19 protein-coding genes are annotated in these 22,020 nt (G+C 59.5%); 6 read left to right on the top strand and 13 right to left on the bottom strand.

All coding sequences use genetic code 11. The features are described 5' to 3' along the window. Positions 1 to 34: 34 nt before the first annotated feature. From cobG to cobJ, 4 genes are read left to right on the top strand one after another with little or no spacing between them, the layout of a single operon-like run. Positions 35 to 1,357 carry a precorrin-3B synthase gene (cobG, locus tag CKW20_RS11140; protein ID WP_305883067.1) on the top strand — a complete coding sequence of 441 codons (1,323 nt, stop codon included), beginning with the start codon at positions 35 to 37 and terminating at the stop codon, positions 1,355 to 1,357. Continuing rightward, on the top strand, positions 1,350 to 1,976 hold the full coding sequence (locus tag CKW20_RS11145; RefSeq protein ID WP_008069015.1) for a precorrin-8X methylmutase: 627 nt from the start codon (positions 1,350 to 1,352) through the stop codon (positions 1,974 to 1,976). The genes cobG and CKW20_RS11145 overlap by 8 nt, the downstream gene beginning before the upstream one ends. Further along, positions 1,976 to 2,707, top strand: coding sequence for a precorrin-2 C(20)-methyltransferase (locus CKW20_RS11150; RefSeq protein ID WP_095052945.1), 732 nt, complete (start codon positions 1,976 to 1,978; stop codon positions 2,705 to 2,707). The genes CKW20_RS11145 and CKW20_RS11150 overlap by 1 nt, the downstream gene beginning before the upstream one ends. Further along, the gene (gene cobJ / locus CKW20_RS11155; protein ID WP_095052946.1) at positions 2,707 to 4,410 is read left to right on the top strand and encodes a precorrin-3B C(17)-methyltransferase; all 1,704 of its coding nucleotides are present in this window, start codon (positions 2,707 to 2,709) and stop codon (positions 4,408 to 4,410) included. Before CKW20_RS11150 ends, cobJ begins: the two co-directional genes overlap by 1 nt. A gap of 181 nt (positions 4,411 to 4,591) precedes the next feature. Here cobJ and CKW20_RS11160 read toward each other — a convergent pair whose 3' ends face one another. Then, positions 4,592 to 5,242: a hypothetical protein gene (locus CKW20_RS11160; protein WP_095052947.1), complete on the bottom strand. Its 651-nt coding sequence runs from the start codon at positions 5,240 to 5,242 to the stop codon at positions 4,592 to 4,594. A 241-nt stretch (positions 5,243 to 5,483) separates the two neighbouring features. Between CKW20_RS11160 and CKW20_RS11165 the strand changes: the two genes are divergently transcribed. Both CKW20_RS11165 and CKW20_RS11170 read left to right on the top strand, forming a co-directional pair. After that, entirely contained in the window at positions 5,484 to 6,326 is an 843-nt protein-coding gene (locus CKW20_RS11165; protein WP_256585019.1) for a hypothetical protein, read from the top strand. A 41-nt stretch (positions 6,327 to 6,367) separates the two neighbouring features. Further along, on the top strand, positions 6,368 to 7,018 hold the full coding sequence (locus tag CKW20_RS11170; RefSeq protein WP_095052949.1) for a hypothetical protein: 651 nt from the start codon (positions 6,368 to 6,370) through the stop codon (positions 7,016 to 7,018). Between the two features lie 74 nt (positions 7,019 to 7,092). On the opposite strand, the gene CKW20_RS11175 is transcribed toward CKW20_RS11170, so the two are convergent. The 12 genes from CKW20_RS11175 to CKW20_RS11230 form a co-directional block, all read right to left on the bottom strand. Beyond that, on the bottom strand, positions 7,093 to 7,689 hold the full coding sequence (locus tag CKW20_RS11175; RefSeq protein ID WP_019582263.1) for a MarC family protein: 597 nt from the start codon (positions 7,687 to 7,689) through the stop codon (positions 7,093 to 7,095). A gap of 64 nt (positions 7,690 to 7,753) precedes the next feature. Further along, positions 7,754 to 10,531 (bottom strand): hybrid sensor histidine kinase/response regulator, encoded by a 2,778-nt coding sequence (locus CKW20_RS11180; RefSeq protein ID WP_095052950.1) that lies wholly within the window; start codon positions 10,529 to 10,531, stop codon positions 7,754 to 7,756. A gap of 99 nt (positions 10,532 to 10,630) precedes the next feature. After that, the gene (gene purD / locus CKW20_RS11185; protein ID WP_095052951.1) at positions 10,631 to 11,926 is read right to left on the bottom strand and encodes a phosphoribosylamine--glycine ligase; all 1,296 of its coding nucleotides are present in this window, start codon (positions 11,924 to 11,926) and stop codon (positions 10,631 to 10,633) included. A 152-nt stretch (positions 11,927 to 12,078) separates the two neighbouring features. Beyond that, positions 12,079 to 13,686, bottom strand: coding sequence for a bifunctional phosphoribosylaminoimidazolecarboxamide formyltransferase/IMP cyclohydrolase (gene purH / locus CKW20_RS11190; RefSeq protein WP_095052952.1), 1,608 nt, complete (start codon positions 13,684 to 13,686; stop codon positions 12,079 to 12,081). Between the two features lie 81 nt (positions 13,687 to 13,767). Continuing rightward, positions 13,768 to 14,088 carry a DNA-binding transcriptional regulator Fis gene (fis, locus tag CKW20_RS11195; RefSeq protein WP_030128251.1) on the bottom strand — a complete coding sequence of 107 codons (321 nt, stop codon included), beginning with the start codon at positions 14,086 to 14,088 and terminating at the stop codon, positions 13,768 to 13,770. Further along, on the bottom strand, positions 14,085 to 15,095 hold the full coding sequence (gene dusB, locus CKW20_RS11200; RefSeq protein ID WP_095052953.1) for a tRNA dihydrouridine synthase DusB: 1,011 nt from the start codon (positions 15,093 to 15,095) through the stop codon (positions 14,085 to 14,087). The genes fis and dusB overlap by 4 nt, the downstream gene beginning before the upstream one ends. Before the next feature lie 184 nt (positions 15,096 to 15,279). Further along, on the bottom strand, positions 15,280 to 16,500 hold the full coding sequence (locus CKW20_RS11205) for a DUF3426 domain-containing protein (RefSeq protein ID WP_095052954.1): 1,221 nt from the start codon (positions 16,498 to 16,500) through the stop codon (positions 15,280 to 15,282). 30 nt (positions 16,501 to 16,530) lie between these two features. Further along, positions 16,531 to 17,409 carry a 50S ribosomal protein L11 methyltransferase gene (prmA, locus tag CKW20_RS11210; protein ID WP_095052955.1) on the bottom strand — a complete coding sequence of 293 codons (879 nt, stop codon included), beginning with the start codon at positions 17,407 to 17,409 and terminating at the stop codon, positions 16,531 to 16,533. 323 nt (positions 17,410 to 17,732) lie between these two features. Beyond that, a complete protein-coding gene (gene accC / locus CKW20_RS11215) occupies positions 17,733 to 19,091 on the bottom strand; it encodes an acetyl-CoA carboxylase biotin carboxylase subunit (protein WP_095052956.1) in 1,359 nt (452 codons plus the stop codon). 17 nt (positions 19,092 to 19,108) lie between these two features. Beyond that, a complete protein-coding gene (gene accB, locus CKW20_RS11220; RefSeq protein WP_095052957.1) occupies positions 19,109 to 19,573 on the bottom strand; it encodes an acetyl-CoA carboxylase biotin carboxyl carrier protein in 465 nt (154 codons plus the stop codon). 46 nt (positions 19,574 to 19,619) lie between these two features. Next, positions 19,620 to 20,072, bottom strand: coding sequence for a type II 3-dehydroquinate dehydratase (gene aroQ, locus CKW20_RS11225; RefSeq protein ID WP_048396184.1), 453 nt, complete (start codon positions 20,070 to 20,072; stop codon positions 19,620 to 19,622). A gap of 132 nt (positions 20,073 to 20,204) precedes the next feature. After that, complete coding sequence (locus CKW20_RS11230; RefSeq protein WP_095052958.1) at positions 20,205 to 21,944, bottom strand: protein-disulfide reductase DsbD; 1,740 nt, start codon at positions 21,942 to 21,944, stop codon at positions 20,205 to 20,207. Between the last annotated feature and the right edge of the window lie 76 nt (positions 21,945 to 22,020).

The following is a 22,020-nucleotide window of genomic DNA, read 5'->3' on the forward strand; positions in this document are numbered from 1 at the left end:
CACACAGCCGGTCGCCCCTTTGAACGAACGCCCGATGTCCACCGCCTTACGCCCCTCGGCCTGCCCGGGGTTGCTGCGTATTGTCCCGGCGCTGGATGGCGGCATCTGTCGGATCAAATTGAACGGTGGCTCAATCAGCGCCGCCCAGGCTGAAGCGGTGGCCAGTGCGGCCGAGCGGTTTGCCGGGGGCGTGATCGAAGCAACCAACCGCGCCAATCTGCAGATTCGCGGGATTGGCAGTGAGCAGACGGCCTTGATCGACAGCCTGCTCGCCGCAGGATTGGGCCCGCGTACCGCGGCGGGCGACGATGTGCGCAATCTGATGCTCAGCCCGAGCGCCGGGATCGACCGGCAGATGTTGCTCGATACGCGCCCGCTGGCCGAACAGATCCTCACCACCCTGCAAAGCCATGAGCGTTTTCACCAGTTGAGCGCCAAATTTGCCGTGCAACTCGATGGCGGCGAAATCCTGGCGATGCTCGAACATCCTCACGACCTGTGGTTGAGCGCCGTTGAGCAAGAGGGCGAGTGTGTGCTGGCCTTCGGTCTGGCGGGTTGCCCGACTCAGACTCCGTCGGGTGCGGTGCGACTGGAGGACGGGCATTCGTTGGTGATCGCGGTGCTTGAGTTATTCCTCGATCTGGCACGTCCCGACCAGACGCGCATGCGTCATCTGCTGGCCGAATACCCGGTTGCCGGGTTTGTCGCTCAAGTGGCCGAACGTGTGCCGCTACTGTCCATCGTGAGCGGGTCGCGTGATACGAACTCGAGCGTTCTGCACTCTCGTGTTCTGCACATTGGCGCTCATCCTCAGCGTGAATCCGGCCGTGTCTATGTCGGCGCGACACCGCCTCTGGGCCGACTCGATCCCGCCATGCTTCGGGGCGCGGCACAACTGGCCCGCGAACGAGGTGACGGCAGCCTGCGTTTCACACCTTGGCAAAGCCTGCTGTTGCCCGCTATCCACGAACGCGATGCCGCTGAAGTTATCCACAGCCTGGAAAATTTGCGCCTGCGCTGTTCAGCAGACGACGCCTTGGCGCATCTGATCGCCTGCACCGGTTCGGCGGGTTGCGGCAAAGGCCAGTCCGACACAAAGGGCGATGCGCTACAACTGGCGGCGTTGCTGCAACGTCACGGCCAAATCCTGAATGTGCATCTGTCTGGCTGCGCGCGTTCCTGCGCGGCGGCGCACATCACGCCAGTGACTTTGCTGGCAGTCTCACCCGGTCACTACGACCTCTATTTTCGCGACGCAGCGCAGCCGGGTTTCGGCGCGCTGCACGCACGCAATCTTACTATTGAAGCGGTCGCGACCTTGCTCGACGCCCGCTCACGGAGCCCCCTTGATGCTTGATTACATCCGCGACGGTCAGGAGATCTATCGCAACTCCTTCGCGATCATTCGTGCCGAGGCCAACCTCGCGCGCATTCCGGCCGATCTGGAGAAACTCGCGGTGCGGGTGATCCACGCCTGCGGCATGGTCGAGGCCATCGACGGGCTGCAATTTTCCGAAGGCGCCGGCAAGGCCGGGCGCGATGCGCTGGCGGCTGGTGCGCCGATTCTGTGCGACGCGCGGATGGTCAGCGAAGGCGTGACCCGCGCGCGTTTGCCGGCCAATAACCAAGTGATCTGCACACTGCGCGATGACAGCGTCCCGGAGCTTGCCCGCGAGTTGGGCAACACCCGTTCCGCCGCCGCGCTGGAGCTGTGGCGCCCGCACCTGGAAGGCAGTGTGGTGGTGATCGGCAATGCGCCGACCGCGCTGTTTTATTTGCTGGAAATGCTCGACGCCGGCGCGCCGAAACCGGCGCTGATCCTCGGCTTTCCGGTGGGTTTCGTCGGCGCCGCCGAATCCAAGGCGATGCTCGCGGCGGACAGCCGTGGCGTGCCTTTCGTCATCATGCAAGGCCGGTTGGGCGGTAGTGCCATGGCCGCCGCCGCCGTCAACGCCCTCGCCACGGAGATCGAATGATGCAGCAACCTGGACGTTTGATTGGCCTGGGCGTCGGCCCCGGTGATCCAGAACTGATTACCGTCAAAGCCTTGCGCCTGTTGCGCGAATCGCCGGTGGTGGCGTACTTCGTGGCCAAGGGCAAGAAGGGCAACGCCTTCGGCATCATCGAAGCGCATCTGCAGGACGCACAAACCCTGCTGCCGCTGGTTTACCCGGTGACCACCGAAGCACTGCCGGCGCCGTTGTCATACGAACAAGTGATCAGCGATTTCTACGATGCCGCTGGCGAACAACTCGCCGCGCATCTGGACGCTGGCCGTGACGTGGCGGTGATCTGCGAAGGCGATCCGTTCTTCTACGGCTCTTACATGTACCTGCACGATCGTCTGGCCGAACGCTATGAAGCCGAAGTCGTGCCGGGCGTCTGCTCGATGCTCGGCGGTGCGTCGGTACTCGGAGCGCCGCTGGTGTATCGCAATCAGAGCCTGTCGGTGTTGTCGGGCGTGCTGCCGCACGAAGACCTCAAGCGGCGACTGGCTGATGCCGATGCGGCGGTGATCATGAAACTGGGGCGCAACTTTCCCAAGGTCCGTCTGGTGCTCGAAGAACTCGGTCTGGCGGAGCGTGCGCTGTATGTCGAGCGCGCGACCATGGCCAATCAGAAAATCGTGCCGCTGGATCAGGTCGAGCCGATGTCCTCGCCGTATTTCTCGCTGATCATCGTTCCCGGTGAAAGGTGGCAAGGCTGATGGCCCATTCCGCTCCGGCGATTGTCATTCTCGGCAATGGCAGCCTCGCGACCGCCCGCAAGATTCAGCAGGTGTACCCGGGCGCACTGATCCATGGATTGGCCGAACGGGTCGAAGGCGCGGACCGTGTTTATCACGAGTTCGGCGCGACCCTGCGCGAACTGTATCAACAGGACACGCCGATCATCGCGCTGTGCGCCGCCGGGATTGTGATCCGAACCCTCGCGCCATTGCTGCTGGAAAAAGGTGCCGAGCCACCGGTGCTGGCCGTGGCCGAAGACGGCAGCGCCGTGGTGCCGCTGCTCGGCGGTCTCGGCGGAGTGAATGTCATGGCACGGGAGATTGCCGCTGGCCTCGACGTCGCGGCGGCGATCACCACCAGCGGTGAGTTGCGTTTCGGCACCTGCCTGCTCAATCCACCCAGCGGCTATGCCTTGGGCGATCTGGAGCTGGGCAAGCGCTTCGTCTCGGACTTGCTGGCCGGCGAACACGTGCGCATCGAAGGCGCTGCGCCGTGGTTGACGCAAGCACAATTGCCGCAAGATCCTCAGGCTCATTTGTCGATCCATGTCGGCAGCTCCGAACGGACGCCGGTCGCCAATGAACTGTTGATCTACCCGCGCAGTGTCTTGCTGGCGGTCGGCGCCAGTGTGGTGGATTTGCCCCAGGCGATTCGCGCGGCGCTGAGTCAGGCTCAGGTCGCCGGGCAATCGCTGGCGTGCCTGCTGGCGCCGGTCACGGAGATGGCCAACCCGACGTTGCGCGAAGCGGCGCTTGAGTTGGGTGTGCCGCTACGTTTTGCATCGGCTGCCAGCGATGTCAGCGAGTTGGCTCGCGGGGCCGTTCCCGGCGCCACGATTATCCCGATCGATGCGAACCTGGCGCTGGCAATCGCTGAACAACCGTTTGACATCGCACAGATCGGCCGCCCTCGTGGTCGACTGGCCGTGATCGGTCTGGGTCCGGGTGCTGCTGAATTGATGGTGCCTGCGGTGAAGGCCGAACTGGCCAGAGCCACCGATGTGCTCGGTTACGAAACTTATGTACGCATGGCCGGCCCGTTTCGGCCGGATCAAGTGCTGCATTGCACCGACAACCGCGAGGAGATGCAGCGTGCCCGTCACGCCTTCGAATTGGCGGCCCAAGGGCGTTCGGTGATTGTGGTCTCATCCGGTGACCCCGGCGTGTTCGCCATGGCCGCCGCGGTGCTCGAAGCGTTGCACGAGTCGAGTGACCCGGCCTGGCACAGCGTTGATCTGGAGATTCTGCCGGGTGTTTCTGCTTCGCTGGCGACGGCCGCTCAGGCCGGTGCTCCCTTGGGGCATGACTTCTGCGTGATGTCACTGTCGGACAACCTCAAGCCGTGGTCGATCATTGAGAAGCGCCTGGACCTGGCCGCCGAAGCCGATCTGGCGCTGGCTTTCTATAACCCGATATCCCGTTCTCGGCCGTGGCAGTTGGGCCGAGCTCTGGAAATCGTCGCACAGCACCGTACGCCTGAAACCCCGGTGGTTCTGGGCCGTGATATCGGTCGGCCCGGCCAGACGCTGCGGGTCACCACACTCGGTGCGCTCACACCGGAGCAAGTGGACATGCGCACCATGGTGCTGATCGGCTCGTCCACCACCTGCGTGTTCCCCCGCGCCGAAGGTGGTGAATGGGTCTACACACCGCGCTGGTATGGCACCAAGCCTGCCTCCTGAGCCACAGCGGCCCTGTCGGGGCCGCTTGTCATTAAAGTCACCCTTTGGCTGCCTGCCCTTTAACTTCGATTTTTTCGACGATTGAAGCGTCATCTGTTTCAACTGCCGAAGGCGGCAAGTGGGGGCTTACGCCGCGACGGTATGGCGAGAAACCTGTCGCATGAGTGTTGACGCTGGAATTTCAAAGGGACTCAATGACTGAGTTCCTTTTCCTCAAGGCAAATCGCGACATACGGAACTTATTGATCAGCTCGTTGAGCCGCGGTCTCCAATGTTCGAGTTTTTCTCGATCTAATACGAGATGTGCAGTCCGGCGAACGATTTTTGCTGATCGATTTTCCCAGTTCCAGAATAAAAAATTGCCATTTTTTGTTTCGGAAAACAACTGCACTTGAATGATCATTATAGAAAGGTTGCCTCGTGAATCATATTTGGCGGGGATAACTTGTAAGCTTTGACCTTCCCCGGACTCTTCACCCAGTGATAGGAGTGCTGGGTTGTTGAGCTTCAAGGAGTCGAACGTATCGATCATGGCGTTTTTTTCTACGGGATCCTTGATCATCCATACAACGTAGTCTGCTAAAGACATGGTTACGTCGTTAAGTGTAAGTTCGTTAAAATATCCATTCGTGATCCAGCCAAAGTTGTCCATTGCTTGTAGGTAGTCCGTAAACCAGTCATCTGAGTCGGCATAACGGTATTTCGACTCGTCGGCATACTTGGTTGCAATATTTTGGATGTCTGCCAAGTCATCGTGGTCGCGCAAGGACATTGTTTCGACGTAGGAAGTCAAGGTCGGGCCGGTTACCAGTCCGGAGAGTAGCTCGTTCATATATAAAGTCTCGTCAGCGTTAAGTCGGGTTTGCTTTGTGTTTGTACGGGGTCGCGTTGTTTGGGTTGCATGAATACAAGGCTTTCCGGAAGTTTAAAAGTCGTTTGTTCTTGGGGTGTGTGTCCGATTGTTAGTTGAGTATATTAGAGGTTGTTTTGCGCGCACACATTCAGTAACCGGTTGGGGTTGTTGCATGAGGTTGTGATGAATTAGGTTGGTGTTAGTCCGCAGGAGCGGTCAATTGGATAAAAAAGGATTAAGTATGAGCACTTTTGAAAGTTTAGTAAGCGTTGCGCAAAGCGTTGAGTTGGTAAAGGCCCGTGTTAGCAAGCGTAAGGCGCTGGCGCCCGCTGAGCTACGTCCACGTACGCTTGCCGTGCAGCTAGATGACAACCCGACAAAGGAACTGGATGCGGTGATGCTGGGCGATGCGCTGGTGGGTTATGGCAAGGGTATGTCACTCAACAATATGGCGATTATAGAGAACGTGATGACAATGGCCATTATGGAGGCTAATTACAAGGTTCCCAACGGCAAGAATACTCAGCCATGGTATAGCGAGTTTGTTGGATGTTTAAGGGATCTTGGATGTTTCATCGCCGATGATGGTTACACTCAGTACTCCAGTAGTTCTCTGCGCGTCGACATGGACTATGTAATTAAAGATATCGTTAAAGGAATACTGGACGGTGTGAAGGCCAGTTTGCCGGCTGCCTCAGTGCTCGGCGCAGTAATTGATACCACAGTGGGTGGTTTGAAGGATGATGCGAAAACCTTAAATCTTTTCAATGGCGAGGTAAAAATACCTGAAGGTGCGCGACTGTCGGTCATTCCATGCGAAGAATTGGAGAACGGTATTCTAGTGGCCTCGTCTGCATCAGTAAAGCAAACAGGGTCTTCGCACAACGGCGGCGTTCTCTTTGTAAACTGGCAGTCTTCGGCGCTGGAAATTTTTCGAGGGAAGTCGTTCATCACTTTTAATCCTGCTCGATACGAGGAATACAGAAGTGACATTGAAGAGTATCTGGGTGCGCATCGGAAGGAAGTGCTTAAGCAAAGGTTTAGCCGTCGTAGGACTGCATAAATTTTGAAGCGGAAAGTGCTGGTTTCTTGTTGGAGAGTTGAATGGGATATTCAATTTATATAAGCACGTGCAGTATTTTGTTGCTGTCCCGATCATTGTCGGAGCCTTTAAAGCAGAGCGTGCAGGATTCGATTCTATTTTCCCAGCTTTGCGCAGACGAAGATTTTTGCGAAAGCCCGGCGACTGTGGAATGGCAGGATGTCTTCAAGGAGTCTTTGGGATCTTGTGGCTGGAGTTTGCACGAACAGCAAGAAATGTCATTACCTGCTGACAGCGTGCGATTCAACCTCATAAATAGATTGCTGTGCATTTTTGGAAAGCACCTTTCAGGTGCGCAGAATGATTGCCTGGATATCGCTTCCAAGAAGCTTTCTGCGTTGCCGGAAAGTACACCACTTGCCGGAATTTTCCGTGATCATGCGGTGATGAAAGAGCAAGCTCATATCAAGATGCAATTAGGCATCGTTGACGAAGAAGGGCTTCTTACAATAGCTACGGTGCTTTTCAAGACCGTTGAGGATGTGGGGCCGAACCTCATTGATCATGTTTTCGATCCGGCCCGAGTGCAAGGGCATATGAAAACTGGTTTTATTAATGCTCGATTGAACATCAAGAGTTATGAGGAGAATGCAGAGAACATTGTGCAGTGGCTGGGTTCGCAACGGCAATCCCACTCCGGGCGCATTGATTAGCTGTAAGGATGACGACCTCATATGGGGTCGTCTTTTACCTCCCCTGGATCGTTTGGAGCAGGCAAGCAGGTGACTCAGGGCACCAGATACCCTTTGACCCCGGTGAAAATAATCTGCGCGGCCAACGCGCACACGAACAGCCCCATCAACCGACTGACAATCTGCAATCCCTGATCACCCAGAATCCGCTCGATACGGTTTGACAGATATAACACCACCCCGACTGTGAAACTCGCCAGCGCTATACTGAGAATGGCCGTAAGTTTGTCGTCCCAGTGCGGCTGGCTCACGCCCATCACCAGCAAGGCGCCGATAGTACCGGGGCCGACTGTCAGCGGAATGGTCAGCGGGACGATGGTCACGTCTTGCTGCACATTGTCGGTCTGCACCACTGACTTGCCCTGGGCCATGCCCAGCGCCGAGATGAACAGCACACTGCCGGCACCGATACGGAATGCATCGACGGTAATGCCGAACACGTCAAAGATCACCCGCCCGAACAGGTACAGCAAGACGCTGGAAACCAGTGTGGCAATCGCCACTTTCCAGGCCAGGCGACGTTGTTCCTTGCGCGAATAACCGCGGGTCAGACTGATGAAGCAGGACAACACGAAGAACGGGCTGTAGAGCACCAGCATCTTCAGGTAAACGCTGAACAACACGTGGAGCATGGTACAAGCTCACTGGCGAGGGAAGTCGAAGGGGAGTCTATCAGGCGCTGTGGGGGTTGTCGGCTCAGGAGGTCTGAACCGCTGCCCGGTTCTGCTGATCACGCTGGGCAACCCAATGCTCGACCAGGTCGCGCAACTGCGACAGCTCGACCGGCTTGGCCATGTGCCCGTCCATGCCGGCCTGACGCGCGCGCTCTTTGTGCTCGGCAAGGATATGTGCGGTCAACGCCACCACGGGGGTGCGAATCCGCTGGTTGCCGACTTCCCAGGCACGCAGTTGCTGGGTGGCGGAGAAACCGTCGAGTATCGGCATTTCACAGTCCATCAGCACCAGATCGTAGCGCTGGGCCTTCATCGCCATCAGGGCTTCTTCGCCATTGCTGGCGGTGTCCGGTTGCAAGTTGAGCTTGCCCAGCATGCCGCGTATGACCTTGGTCGAGATGCTGTTGTCTTCGGCCACCAGGATACGGAAATCGCTGGGCACCTTGACCGGTAGGGTCGGACCGGTGGGCAGGTGTTGTGAGACAGGCAAGCCTTTGTTGCGCTGGTTCAGCTCGTCCGCCAGCGTGGTCTTGAGTGTGTAGCCGGCCACCGGTTTGGCAAGAATGCGTTTGATCCCGCAGTTGCGCGCGATGATCTTGCTCGGAGCGTTGCTGATGCCGGTGAGCATGATCAGCAGAATGTCATGGTTCAGGCTCGGGTCTTCCTTGATCTTGGCGGCCAGTTGCATGCCGGTCATGCCGGGCATGTTCTGGTCCAGCAGGACCACGTCGAAGTAATCGCGCAAGTGGGCTTTGGTGCGCAGCAGTGCCAAGGCCTCCTTGCCGGACGGCACGGCGCTGACATTCAGGCCCCAGGCGCTGCACTGCTGCACCAGCACTTTGCGACAGGTGTCATTGTCGTCCACGACCAGTACGCGTGCGCCTTGCAGCGGACCGTCCAGGTCCGAGGTCGGATGTTCCAGACGGTCCGGGTCCAATGGCAGGGTCAGCCACAATGTGCTGCCCTGGTTGGCGCCGCTCTTGATGCCGAACTCGCCTTGCATCAAACGGATCAGCTGACGGGCGATGACCAGCCCAAGATTGCCCCCCAGGCTGGTGGCCGAGAGGAAGTGCTTGCTGTGCAGTTCGGCATGCATCAGCGCGTCGCGTTCTTCCGCCTCCATTGGCTGGCCACTGTCCTGTACGGCGATGCGTAGCCGCGGTTTGGCGCTGCGTTCATCCAGAGCGACGACGATCAGGATCTCGCCTTCATCGGTTTTCTTCAGGGCGTTTTCCAGCAGGCTCAGCAGGGTCTGGCGCAGGCGCGTCGGATCTCCGCTGATGACGCGGGGTACCTGCGGCTGGATAAAGCTGATCAGCTCGACGTTCTGCTGTTCGGCCTTGGCGCGGAAGATGCTCAGGCAGTCTTCGATCAGGGCGTTGAGGTCGAATTGCACGTCGTCCAGTTCGATCTGCCCGGACTCGAGTTTGGAGATGTCGAGAATTTCGTTGATCAGTGTCAGCAGTTCGTTGCCAGCGCTATGGATGGTCTGCACATAGTCGCGTTGCTTGACCGACAGCGGTGTGCCCAGCAGCAGTTCGGTCATGCCCAGCACGCCATTCATCGGGGTGCGGATTTCGTGGCTGATCTTCGCCAGAAATTCGGCCTTGGCGTTGATCTCGGCGTTGCTGGCGGCCAGGTCACGACTGATGCTGAAACGGTCTTCGGTGATGCTGCGCTGTCGCTCGCCCAGGGCAATACTCATCAACAGGCCACTGATACAGATAAACACCAGCAGAATGATGATCAGGCCTTGCGGAGCGACAAGGGTCAGCCCCTGCAGCGCCGGCAAAATAATCAATGTGCCGAGGTTGAAGACCACCATGCCTGCCACGAACAGGCGCGCCGGGCGATAACCTTTTTGCCAGTGATGGGCGCTGACGAACAACATGCTCAGGCCGGCCAGGGCAACCAGCCCATACGTGATCAGGTTCAGCGGCAGTGTGTTGACGAACAGCAACAGCAGGCCACAGACCATGATGAACAGGATGTCCCCCAGCAGCAGCTTGTTCAGCGGGTGGGGGCCGAGCGGGGCGAAGAAACGGTAAGCGAACATCAGGCCGCAAGGCGCGGTCATCAGCAAGGCGAGATAGGCACCGGGTGTTTGCACGACGGGCGAGTTCGGCAACCATGCTCCGGCCATATTCAGCAGCAACACCAGACTGAGCAGCAACAACCCTTCGCACGCCGCCAGCCAGAGGCTGCTGCGCGAGCGGGTGTAGGTATAACGGGTGAGGTTATGCAGGATCAGCATCCCGAGGCAGCCAAAAAGCAGGCCGTAGATCAGCGTCTGGTTCTGGGTGGCGGCGGTCATGACCGCCGATTGCAAGGTGATGTAAGGCCGTAGCTGGTGTTCGGAGACCAACCGCAAATAGACGTCGAGGGTTTTGTCGCTTTGTGGCAGCGGCAACATGAAGTCGCTGCTGGGCAAGGGGCGTTCGGACTGGGGCTGCCCGGTACCGGTATTCGATTGATCGATCAACTGATCGCCGTCGAGCACATACAGGTTGAGGTGTGACAGGTCCGGTGCGAACACTCGCAGCAACTGCTCGTGTTTGCCTGGTGCGAGTCTGAAACGCAGCCAGAGTGCACCCTCGGGCGCGGCAGCGGTGAGGCGGTCGAGTTCGATAGGGCTGAATTGATTGGTGTAGCGGCTGGAGCGGATGTCGCTCAGCTGCAGATCGCCCTGTTCGTCAAGCAATACCGCCCAGCCACTGCCTTGCGCGGCCTGGGCCGGGAGCATGCAGAGCAAGGTCAGCAGAGTGACGGTGAAGCCTATGGCAATCCTGAGCCAGCGCACGGCGAAATCCCTTCGTAGGTTGATGCCAGAGTATAACTATGCGCGGCGCCGGAATAGTCAGGCAAGGGCCGCAAGCCCTTGCCTGGCCGAATGGATGGCTTATTCCTGATTTTCGCCACGCTCGCGGGCAATGGCGCGGTAGCCAATGTCCTTGCGATAGAAGCAGCCTTCCCAGTCGATTTTAGCCGCCAGTTTGTAAGCCTGCTGCTGGGCTGCATCAACGCTGGTGCCCATGGCGGTGGCACACAGCACCCGACCACCGGCGGTTACTACCTGACCGTCCTTGAGTGCAGTGCCGGCATGGAAGACTTTGCCTTCCAGTGTGGCGGCTGCATCCAGGCCGTTGATGGCAACGCCTTTGGCGTAATCACCCGGGTATCCGCCAGCGGCCAATACAATGCCGACACTCGGACGTGGATCCCATTGCGCTTCGACCTTGTCCAGCGCTTGCGCCAGGGCCGCTTCGACCAGCAGCACCAGGCTCGACTGCAAACGCAGCATCACCGGTTGGGTCTCAGGATCGCCGAAACGGCAGTTGAACTCGATAACTTTTGGGTTACCAGCCTTGTCGATCATCAGGCCGGCATAGAGGAAACCGGTATAAATGTTCCCTTCCTCGGCCATGCCTCGCACGGTCGGCCAGATCACCAGGTCCATGACCCGCTGATGGACTTCGGCCGTGACGACCGGGGCCGGGGAGTAGGCGCCCATGCCGCCAGTGTTCGGACCGGTGTCGCCGTCGCCGACGCGTTTATGATCCTGGCTGGTGGCCATCGGCAACACGTTCTTGCCGTCGACCATGACGATGAAGCTGGCTTCTTCGCCGTCCAGGAACTCTTCGATCACTACGCGCGAACCGGCATCACCGAAAGCATTGCCTGCGAGCATGTCGCGCACGGCGTCTTCGGCTTCGGCCAGGGTCATGGCAACGATCACGCCTTTACCGGCGGCCAGGCCATCGGCCTTGATCACGATCGGTGCGCCTTTTTCACGCAGATAAGCCAGGGCCGGCTCGATCTCGGTGAAGTTCTGATAATCGGCGGTCGGGATCTTGTGGCGCGCCAGGAAGTCTTTGGTGAAGGCTTTCGAACCTTCCAGTTGCGCAGCACCCGCAGTCGGGCCGAAGCAATCCAGGCCACGGGAGCGGAACAGATCGACAACACCGGCGACCAGCGGTACTTCCGGGCCGACGATGGTCAGGGAAACGTTTTTCTCCGCGAAATCTGCAAGCTGCTCGAGGGCCAGCACGTCGATGGCGACGTTCTCGCACTTGGCTTCAATGGCGGTGCCGGCGTTGCCCGGGGCAACGAAAACCTTCTGCACGCGCGGATCCTGAGCCACTTTCCAGGCCAGGGCGTGTTCACGGCCACCGCTGCCAATGATCAAAACATTCATTTCAAAAAACCTCGGATGACGCTAATTCTGTGGGGACTGATCGTTCCCATGCTCTGCGTGGGAATGCCTCTACGGACGCTCCGCGTCCGAGGGACGCGGAGCGTCCCGGGCTGCGTGCCCACGCAGAGCGTGGGTACGATCAAACAAAGAAATCAGTGACGGAAGTGGCGCATGCCGGTGAACACCATGGCGATGCCTGCCTCGTCGGCAGCAGCAATCACTTCGTTATCACGCATCGAGCCACCTGGCTGGATCACCGCAGTGATACCGACCTTGGCCGCGTTATCGATGCCGTCACGGAACGGGAAGAACGCGTCCGATGCCATGACCGCGCCCTGCACCTGCAAGCCTGCGTGTTCAGCCTTGATCGCGGCGATACGCGCGGAGTTCACGCGACTCATCTGGCCAGCGCCGACACCGATGGTCTGACGGTTCTTGGCGTAGACGATAGCGTTGGACTTCACGTACTTGGCGACTTTCCAGGCGAAGATCAGGTCGTTGATTTCCTGCTCGCTCGGCGCGCGCTTGGTCACGACTTTCAGGTCTTCGCTGCCGATCATGCCAATGTCACGGCTTTGCACCAGCAAACCGCCGTTAACGCGTTTGTAGTCCCAGGCCGGAACGCGATCAGCCGACCACTCGCCACAGGCCAGCAGGCGCACGTTGGCTTTGGCTGCAACGATGGCGCGAGCTTCTTCGCTGACGCTTGGGGCGATGATCACTTCGACGAACTGACGCTCGACGATGGCTTTGGCGGTTTCAGCATCCAGTTCGCGGTTGAAGGCGATGATGCCGCCGAACGCTGACTCGGTGTCGGTGGCGTAAGCCAGTTCGTAGGCCTGACGGATGCCGCCTTCAGCGTCCGGGCTCACGGCCACGCCGCACGGGTTGGCGTGCTTGACGATCACGCAGGCCGGCTTGACGAAGCTCTTCACGCATTCCAGCGCGGCGTCGGTGTCGGCCACGTTGTTGAATGACAGCTCTTTGCCTTGCAGTTGGGTCGCGGTGGCGATGCCGACTTCGGCAGGCTTGGCCTCCACGTAGAACGCCGCGCTCTGGTGCGGGTTCTCGCCGTAGCGCATTTCCTGAGCCTTGATGAACTGGCTGTTGAAGGTGCGCGGGAATTCGCTGCGACCTTCGGTGCTGAGGGTTTCAGCCGCCTGGTTCACGGTGCCCATGTAGTTGGCGATCATGCCGTCATAGGCGGCGGTGTGTTCGAAGGCCTTGAGCATCAGGTCGAAACGCTGAGCGTAGGTCAGGCCGCCGGCCTTGAGGCTTTCCAGGACGTTGGCGTAATCGCTGGCATTCACCACGATGGCCACGTCTTTGTGGTTCTTGGCTGCCGAACGGACCATGGTCGGGCCGCCGATGTCGATGTTCTCGATGGCAGTCGGCAGGTCGCAGCCAGGCTTGTTGATGGTGGCTTCGAACGGGTACAGGTTGACCGCAACCAGATCGATCGGCTTGATGCCGTGCTCGTTCATGATGGCGTCGTCGATACCGCGACGACCGAGGATCCCGCCGTGGATTTTCGGGTGCAGGGTTTTCACCCGACCGTCCATCATTTCTGCGAAACCGGTGTAGTCCGCGACTTCCACTGCGGCAACACCGTTGTCGCGCAGCAGCTTGAACGTCCCGCCGGTGGAGAGGATTTCGACGCCCAGGGCTTCGAGCTCTTTGGCGAATTCAAGGATCCCGGTCTTGTCGGAAACGCTGATCAAGGCGCGACGGATCGGCAGGCGGGTAGTCTGGTCGGTCATTTCAATGTCCATCAAAAGCTAAGGAGTCAGCAAAAAAGGCGACCGGTTTCACGCGGGCGCCTTTCTGGTTTGATTGAATGCTTACAGCAAATCGTACTGCTTGAGTTTCTTGCGCAGGGTGCCCCGGTTCAGCCCGAGCAGCTCACTGGCCTTGGTCTGGTTGCCCTTGACGTAGTTCATCACGCATTCGAGCAGGGGAGCCTCGACTTCGGAGAGCACCAGGTTGTACACATCCGTGACGGCAGCGCCCTCAAGGTGGGCGAAATAATTGTGCAGCGCCTTCTCGACATTCCCGCGAAGGGTCTGACCTTCTTCGCTCGGCGTATTGAGGTGCTGTTTCAAATTCACGTTGTCGCTCACGGGTGTTGTTCCACTCACTAAAGTCTCGGTCATCATCGTCATGCAGCCACCCCTTCTCCGTCCCCTGTCAGGCTCTTGTAGCGTTCGGCGAAGAAGGCCCGAACGTAGGCGCATTGTGCTTCCGTATCTTCCAAACGATTGAAGTGGGCGCGGAACTCCCTGGCGCCCGGCAAGGTTGCGAGATACCAGCCCACATGCTTGCGAGCTATGCGCACGCCCATGACGTCGCCATAGAAGGCATGCAGCGCGGCCAGATGCTCAAGCAGAATACGTTCCACCTCGATCAGTTCCGGTGCCGGGAGCTTTTCACCGGTACGCAGATAATGATCGATCTCACGAAAAATCCATGGCTGCCCCTGGGCAGCCCGACCCACCAACAGGCCATCGGCACCGGTCGCGTCGAGCACGTACCGGGCTTTCTCGGGCGAATCGATATCGCCATTGGCGAAGACCGGAATCGACACCGCCTGCTTGATCGCGGCAATGGTGTCGTATTCGGCAACTCCTGTGTACAAATCGGCACGGGTGCGGCCATGTACCGCCAATGCCGTAATGCCAGCCTGTTCGGCGATCTTCGCCACGGTCAGACCGTTCTTGTTCGCCCGGTCCCAGCCGGTGCGGATCTTCAGGGTGACCGGCACATCGACTGCGGCCACCACGGCCTGCAGGATCTCGGTCACCAATGCTTCATCCTTCAACAGGGCGGAACCGGCGGCCTTGTTGCAGACCTTCTTCGCCGGACAGCCCATGTTGATGTCAATAATCTGTGCGCCCAGTTCAACGTTGGCCCGGGCTGCATCCGCCAGCATCTGCGCATCCCCACCGGCGATCTGCACCGAGCGGGGCTCGGGATCACCTTCGTGGATCATGCGCATCCGCGATTTGCGGGTGTTCCACAAGCTCATGTCGCTGGTGACCATTTCCGAGACTACAAGGCCCGCGCCCAGTCGCTTGCACAGCTGACGAAAGGGCTGATCGGTGACGCCCGCCATGGGGGCGAGAATCAAGCCGTTGTGCAATGTATATGGACCGATGCGTACCGCCGACATAGGACTTCCCTGTTGTGGGGCCGGATCATGAGAGTTCGAAAAAGGGTTGGCATGATACCCGCTCTCGATGACTGGATAAAGGCTGAATTGAACAAAATCTGAACAGTTATTCTGTTATCGCCAGCGGTTTGGTTGAACCGTCAAAGTCAGAAAACTGCCGTCAAGCCCGTAACGCTTGAGCGTTTCACTCGGGGGAATGAAAGCTCAGGCTGTAGTTCACCGCTTTGGAGCCTGGATCGAGAATGTCCAGCGCGATGTGGATCGGCGTTTGTGGTGGCATTTCCGCCAGGCCTTCGAGGTCGCCGTTGAGGTACTCGCCAGGCTTGAAGCGACGGCTGGCGATCAGGTGGCCGTTGAGGTCGGCAAAGCGCAACTCCAGCAGCGGGAAGGGCTGGGAGAAGGGCGCACGGTTGTAGATGATGGCATCGACCACCAGGGCACCGTTGAAGTCCGGGTGGCTGCGGACCACCAGGTTGCTGCTTTTGACTTTCGCGATGTCGACTTTGGACGGCACGGTGCAGCCGATGTGCGGGCACAGTTGCTGAAACCACGGACGGTACTGGTCCTGGCGTGCCAGTTCGTCGAAGTGGTAGGCGACGTATTGACCGGCGAGACCGGCGGCGCCGAGCAGGATCAGCAGCAGCCAGAAAAAGCGCCGGCCCCAAGGGGAGCGACGTTTTTGCCAATCCAGTTGCAACGGGTCATCGCTCAGGTCCTCCAGCGCTTGCGCGCGCATGGAGGGTTCGTTGCGTTCGCGGCGCTTGCGCAAAGGCTCGACAGAGGGCAGGTCATCGTCGATCTCATCGGGAGTCGCCGACAGGCCTGCGAATGGAATCGGGGCGTCGAGCGGGTCGTGCAGGCGCAGCTGTTGTATCTGCGGTTCGTCGTCCGGCTCCACGGGCTCCAGGGATAGCGAAGGCTCGGTGCGCGAGTGTTTGCTCGGTTCGATCGTCGGTTCTGGTACAGGCGCGTCGACGGTTTGTGCGCGATCGGCGGCCGATTCACTGAAGAGGCTGTCGGACCAAGGGGCTTCGTCGTGCTCGGTGGTATCGCGGCGGGCGCTAAGGCTGTCTTCGCGGGGCCGAGTGAATTCCATTGTTGGCTGGATTTCCCGCTGTTCAAGCCGGGCGAGCTCTTCGTCCAGATCCAGGCTGTCCAGATCCATTTCTGCAGCGGTCCATTGCTTTTGGCTGATGGCTCGCTGCACGGTCGGTTCGACGGGCGCCGGTGCAACCGGTTTGACCGTCTCCTTGCCGGCCCGCTGCTCGAGTAACTGCTTGGCGGCGTTGAACACCTGCAAGCACGAGCCGCAACGAACCACTCCACGGGCCGCGCTCAACTGAGCATGGCTGACGCGGAAGCTGGTTTGGCAATGCGGGCACTGGGTGACGAAGCTATCGGTCATGCGGCCATCCGGTTTATGCAGGCGCTCATTCTAGCGCCGACGGCCAGTAATGCGTACCCAGCCGTCGCGATTGGCAATCGGGTCCAGATCGAAGTCCTGGGCGTAGGCGGCGGCGACCTCTTCACCTTGTTCGGCGAGGATGCCCGACAGCGCCAAACGACCGCCCGGCTTGACCAGGCTGGACAGTTGCGGCGCCAGCGAAACCAGCGGGCCGGCAAGAATGTTGGCCACCAGCACGTCGGCCTGAACCTGTGGCAGGTCTTGCGGCAGATACAGCGGGAAGCGTTCGTCAGCAATGTTATTGCGCCCGGCATTGTCGCGAGAAGCTTCCAGCGCCTGCACGTCGATGTCGGTGCCGACGGCTTCCTTGGCGCCCAGCAACAGGGCGGCAATCGCCAGAATCCCCGAGCCGCAGCCGAAGTCGAGCACGTGGCAATCTTTCAGGTCTTGACCGTCGAGCCATTCCAGGCACAGCGCGGTGGTCGGGTGAGTGCCGGTGCCAAACGCCAGGCCCGGGTCCAGCAGCAAGTTCACTGCGTCAGGCTCAGGCGCGGCGTGCCAGCTCGGGACGATCCACAGGCGCTGACCGAAACGCATCGGCTGGAAACCGTCCATCCAGCTGCGTTCCCAGTCCTGGTCTTCGATGACTTCGCTGTGATGCTCGGGCAGCGGGCTGCCGGTCAGCAACTCGAGGTGGGCCAGTACGCTGGCAGCTTCGGTGCCGCCTTCGAACAAGGCCAGCAGGTGCGTGTGCGACCACAGCGGGGTGGTATTGAGTTCCGGCTCGAAAATCGGCTGATCTTCGGCGTCCATGAAGGTCACCGACACGGCGCCCACTTCAAGAAAAGCGTCTTCGTAGGTTTCGGCTTGTTCTGGGCTGATGGCGAGACGGACTTGCAGCCAAGGCATGGCGGGCACCTTTGAAAAATATAGATTGCAGCCTAGCGGGCTGCGAGAAGCGCGCAAGTTTACGCGAGCGCGAGGCAGAAGACGACCGTGTAGCCGCGCATCGGGAGTCATCCAATATCTGTGGCGAGGGAGCTTGCTCCCGCTGGAGCGCGAAGCGGTCCCAAAATGGCAGATACGGATCTGTCTGGCACAACCCTGTTGAATGGTCTTGCGGTTGCTGCGCAACCGAGCGGGAGCAAGCTCCCTCGCCACAAGGGTGAAGCATTCAATCTCCAGATACAACAAAGCCGCCCGAAGGCGGCCTTGTTGATCAGGCTAAAGCTTTAGTGCTTTTCGCCAGCCAGCTTGTGCTCGAGGTAGTGAATGTTCACACCGCCTTTGCAGAAGCCTTCATCACGGACCAGATCGCGGTGCAGCGGGATGTTGGTCTTGATCCCGTCGACTACGATTTCGTCCAGCGCATTGCGCATGCGCGCCATGGCTTCGTCACGGGTTGCGCCGTAGGTGATCAGCTTGCCGATCAACGAATCGTAGTTCGGCGGAACGGCATAACCACTGTACAGGTGCGAATCGACGCGAACGCCGTTGCCGCCTGGCGCGTGGAAATGCTTGACGGTGCCTGGGCTCGGCATGAACGTTTTCGGGTCTTCGGCGTTGATCCGGCATTCCAGCGCGTGACCGCGGATGACCACGTCATTCTGGGTGTACGACAGTTTGTTGCCAGCGGCGATGCTGAGCATCTCCTTGACGATGTCGATGCCGGTGACCATTTCCGAAACCGGGTGCTCTACCTGGACACGAGTGTTCATCTCGATGAAGTAGAAGTGGCCGTTCTCGTACAGGAACTCGAAGGTGCCGGCGCCACGGTAGCCGATGTCGATGCAAGCCCTGACGCAGCGTGCGAGGACTTCCTCGCGCGCGTTCTCGTCGATGCCCGGTGCCGGCGCTTCTTCGAGAACCTTCTGGTGACGACGTTGCAGCGAGCAATCGCGGTCGCCCAGATGGATCGCGTGGCCCTGGCCGTCGGAAAGTACCTGAACTTCCACGTGACGTGGGTTGGTCAGGAATTTTTCCAGATAGACCATCGGGTTGCCGAACGCTGCGCCCGCTTCGGAGCGGGTCAGTTTCGCCGAGGAAATCAGGTCTTCTTCCTTGTGCACGACGCGCATGCCGCGACCACCACCACCGCCAGCGGCTTTGATGATCACCGGATAACCAACTTCGCGACCGATACGCAGCGCGGTTTCTTCGTCTTCAGGCAGTGGGCCGTCGGAACCCGGAACGGTTGGAACGCCTGCGGCGATCATGGCGTGCTTGGCCGATACCTTGTCGCCCATCAGGCGAATGGTCTCGGCTTTCGGGCCAATGAAGGCAAACCCGGATTTTTCCACCTGTTCGGCGAAATCGGCGTTTTCCGCAAGGAAACCGTAGCCTGGGTGAATGGCGGTCGCGCCGGTCACTTCGGCGGCGGCGATGATGGCCGGAATGTGCAGGTAAGAGTGCGCGGCCGAGGCCGGACCGATGCAGACGGATTCATCTGCCAGGCCCAGGTGCATCAGCTCTTTGTCGGCCTTGGAGTAAACGGCGACAGTCTTGATGCCCATCTCTTTGCAAGCGCGCAGAATCCGCAGGGCGATCTCACCGCGGTTGGCGATCAGAACTTTTTCCAACTTCGCAGTCATCAAAGGCTCTCCACGATTCAAACGATGGTGAACAGCGGTTGGTCGTACTCAACCGGCTGGCCGTCTTCGACGAGGATGGATTCGATCACACCGCTGAAATCGGCTTCGATGTGGTTCATCATCTTCATGGCTTCGACGATGCACAGGGTGTCGCCTTTCTTCACGGTCTGGCCGACTTCAACGAAGGACGGCGAGGACGGTGAAGACTTGCGATAGAAAGTGCCGACCATCGGCGAACGGGAAACGTTGCCGTTCAGCGTTGGCGCAGCCGGAGCTGCAGGGGCTGCAGCAGCGGCAACCGGAGCTGCAGCAACAGGCGCAGGCGCCGGAGCATGCATCGGAGCCGGAGCGTAGTACTGCTGAGCCGGCGTCTTGCTGTGACGGCTGATGCGTACGGACTCTTCGCCTTCTTTGATCTCGAGCTCGTCGATACCGGATTCTTCCAGCAATTCGATCAGTTTCTTAACTTTACGGATATCCATGAATCATCAACTCCCAAGGGTCGGTCAGGGGCGTGTAGCTGGTTGTTCAAGCCGTTGCCTGTCTTTCAAGCTGCTCTAGTGCAGCCTCCAGAGCCAGTCGATAACCGCTGGCGCCAAGGCCGCAGATCACTCCCACCGCAACGTCGGAGAAGTAAGAGTGATGGCGGAAAGGTTCGCGTTTATGCACGTTGGACAAATGCACTTCGATGAATGGGATGCTCACTGCCAGCAGCGCGTCACGTAATGCGACACTTGTATGCGTAAAAGCTGCTGGATTGATCAGAATGAAGTCCACACCTTCGTCGCGAGCGGCGTGGATGCGGTCGATCAATTCGTATTCGGCGTTGCTTTGCAGGTAGAGCAAATGGTGGCCGGCATTGCGTGCCCGCTGTTCCAGGTCCTGGTTGATCTGCGCCAGAGTGGTTGCACCGTAGACGCCCGGTTCCCGGGTGCCGAGCAGGTTCAGGTTGGGGCCGTGTAAAACCAATAGGGTCGCCATCTGCTGCTCCTTTGTGATCTGTGTGCAATTGTCAGAACCCCGCGACTATGCCGCAAAGCCTTTGTGACTGTCCAGTTCTATGCAATAGCCAGCACGATGGCCGATGTTTGCGCGAAATATGTGACCGGGTGATTAAATCCGGTCATTTACTTGTGCAACGCGTTCGGCGAAGTTTTTCGCACTGATCTCGCCGATCACCCGCGCATCGGTACGTTCGACGCCATCCTTGCCGAAAAACATCAGCGCCGGAGGGCCGAATAGCTTGTAGCGGTCGAGCAGGGCGCGTTGTTCGGCGTTGCTGGCGGTGATGTCGAAACGGATCAGTCGATAGCCTTTGAGGCGTTCGACGACCTTGGCATCGTTGAGGACTTCGTGTTCGATGACTTTGCAACTGATGCACCAGTCGGCGTACCAGTCGAGCAGCAGTGGCGTGCCGGAGGATTTGGCTTCGGCGAGTACGCGGTCCAGTTCGGCTGGGGTGGTGATGGTTTGCCAGTTGCCGACGATTTGCGGTTGACCGTTGTCCACGACGATACGCGGTTGGCCAATGGGGTTGAGCGGATCGGTCTGGCCGCTGAATGCGCCGTACCAACAGGCCAGGGCATAAAACAACAGGAGCATCCCGAGCAATTGCCCCAGACGTTGTCTCGGCGGTTTATAGACGAATTCCAGCGCGCCCATAAACAACCCGACGCCACCGGCGAGCAAGCCGATCAACAGCAACGTGATCTGGCCTGGCAATACCCGGCTGAGCAAAGCGATCGCCAGCCCCAGTAGCAGCACACCAATCGCGTTTTTCACGTAGATCAGCCACGGACCGCTTTTCGGCAGCCAGGCCGCGCCGCCGGTCGCCACCAGTAACAGCGGCGCACCCATGCCCAGGCCAAGCATGAACAATTTCAATCCGCCGCCCAGAGCATCGCCGCTAGCGCTGATGTACAGCAGCGCGCCAGCCAGTGGTGCCGAGACACATGGCGAAACCAGCAGGCTCGACACCACGCCCAGCACCGCCGCGCCCCACAGTGAGCCGCCTTCGGTACGCCCGGCAATTCGGTCCAGGCGGCTGCTGATGACGTGGGGAAGTTTCAGTTCGAATACGCCAAACATGGCCAGGGCAAACACCGCGAAAAACATCGCGAACGGCACCAGCACCCAGGCCGACTGCAAGCGCGCCTGAAGATTCAGCTGCGCGCCAAACATTCCCATCAAGGCACCGAGCAGGGCGAAACAGAGGGCCATCGGTAGCACATAAGCCAGCGACAGATTGAAGCCGCGTAAACCACCGACCTGCCCACGCAGGACCACCCCGGAGAGGATCGGCAGCATCGGCAGCACGCAGGGGGTGAAGGTCAGGCCAACACCTGCGAGGAAAAACAGCGCCAGTTCGCGCCAGCTCCAGGCGGTGGTCGCGGCGCCGCTGCCATCAATACTCAGGCGCTCGGTCTCGGGTGGATAGCACAGGCCTTTGTCGGCGCAGCCTTGATAGGTCACGGCCAGCGTAAAGGCGCGCGAGTCGGTGCGCGGCAGTTCTACATCGAGAATCCCGTGGTACACCTCGACGTCGCCGAAGTACTCATCGTGCTTCTGTTCGCCCTTGGGCAGTTGCGCTGTACCGAGGCTAATGTCAGCCGGTTCGGCGCGAAACTGGAAGCGATGACGATAGAGGTAGTAACCCTCGGTAGCGACGAAACGCAGCTTGATCGATTGCGGCGTGCTTTCTACCAGGCTCAACTGAAAGGCTTCGCGCACCGGCAGGAAGTCCGCGCTGTTGTTGATCGAACCCAGGCTGGAACTGGGCCGACTGTCCAGCAACCCGGCGGCAGAGGCCGGCAGGGCGAGCACTAAAAACAGCAGGCAGAGCAAACGGCGCATGACAATCTCGCGTATCGAAAGTGTGGGCATGATAGCGGACAGTGGCGGGGTGTGCAGGGTGGGGCATCTTGCGGTG

The sequence above is a fragment of the Pseudomonas sp. Irchel s3b2 genome, from assembly GCF_900187445.1.
Classification (GTDB): domain Bacteria; phylum Pseudomonadota; class Gammaproteobacteria; order Pseudomonadales; family Pseudomonadaceae; genus Aquipseudomonas.

What these genes read in the sequence shown, in the direction of transcription:
- cobG (WP_305883067.1), top strand. Translation starts at nt 35, where the DNA reads ATGTCCACCGCCTTACGCCCCTCGGCCTGCCCGGGGTTGCTGCGTATT.
- CKW20_RS11145 (WP_008069015.1), top strand. Translation starts at nt 1,350, where the DNA reads ATGCTTGATTACATCCGCGACGGTCAGGAGATCTATCGCAACTCCTTC.
- CKW20_RS11150 (WP_095052945.1), top strand. Translation starts at nt 1,976, where the DNA reads ATGCAGCAACCTGGACGTTTGATTGGCCTGGGCGTCGGCCCCGGTGAT.
- cobJ (WP_095052946.1), top strand. Translation starts at nt 2,707, where the DNA reads ATGGCCCATTCCGCTCCGGCGATTGTCATTCTCGGCAATGGCAGCCTC.
- CKW20_RS11160 (WP_095052947.1), bottom strand. Translation starts at nt 5,242, where the DNA reads ATGAACGAGCTACTCTCCGGACTGGTAACCGGCCCGACCTTGACTTCC.
- CKW20_RS11170 (WP_095052949.1), top strand. Translation starts at nt 6,368, where the DNA reads ATGGGATATTCAATTTATATAAGCACGTGCAGTATTTTGTTGCTGTCC.
- CKW20_RS11175 (WP_019582263.1), bottom strand. Translation starts at nt 7,689, where the DNA reads ATGCTCCACGTGTTGTTCAGCGTTTACCTGAAGATGCTGGTGCTCTAC.
- purD (WP_095052951.1), bottom strand. Translation starts at nt 11,926, where the DNA reads ATGAATGTTTTGATCATTGGCAGCGGTGGCCGTGAACACGCCCTGGCC.
- purH (WP_095052952.1), bottom strand. Translation starts at nt 13,686, where the DNA reads ATGACCGACCAGACTACCCGCCTGCCGATCCGTCGCGCCTTGATCAGC.
- fis (WP_030128251.1), bottom strand. Translation starts at nt 14,088, where the DNA reads ATGACGATGATGACCGAGACTTTAGTGAGTGGAACAACACCCGTGAGC.
- dusB (WP_095052953.1), bottom strand. Translation starts at nt 15,095, where the DNA reads ATGTCGGCGGTACGCATCGGTCCATATACATTGCACAACGGCTTGATT.
- CKW20_RS11205 (WP_095052954.1), bottom strand. Translation starts at nt 16,500, where the DNA reads ATGACCGATAGCTTCGTCACCCAGTGCCCGCATTGCCAAACCAGCTTC.
- prmA (WP_095052955.1), bottom strand. Translation starts at nt 17,409, where the DNA reads ATGCCTTGGCTGCAAGTCCGTCTCGCCATCAGCCCAGAACAAGCCGAA.
- accC (WP_095052956.1), bottom strand. Translation starts at nt 19,091, where the DNA reads ATGACTGCGAAGTTGGAAAAAGTTCTGATCGCCAACCGCGGTGAGATC.
- accB (WP_095052957.1), bottom strand. Translation starts at nt 19,573, where the DNA reads ATGGATATCCGTAAAGTTAAGAAACTGATCGAATTGCTGGAAGAATCC.
- aroQ (WP_048396184.1), bottom strand. Translation starts at nt 20,072, where the DNA reads ATGGCGACCCTATTGGTTTTACACGGCCCCAACCTGAACCTGCTCGGC.
- CKW20_RS11230 (WP_095052958.1), bottom strand. Translation starts at nt 21,944, where the DNA reads ATGCGCCGTTTGCTCTGCCTGCTGTTTTTAGTGCTCGCCCTGCCGGCC.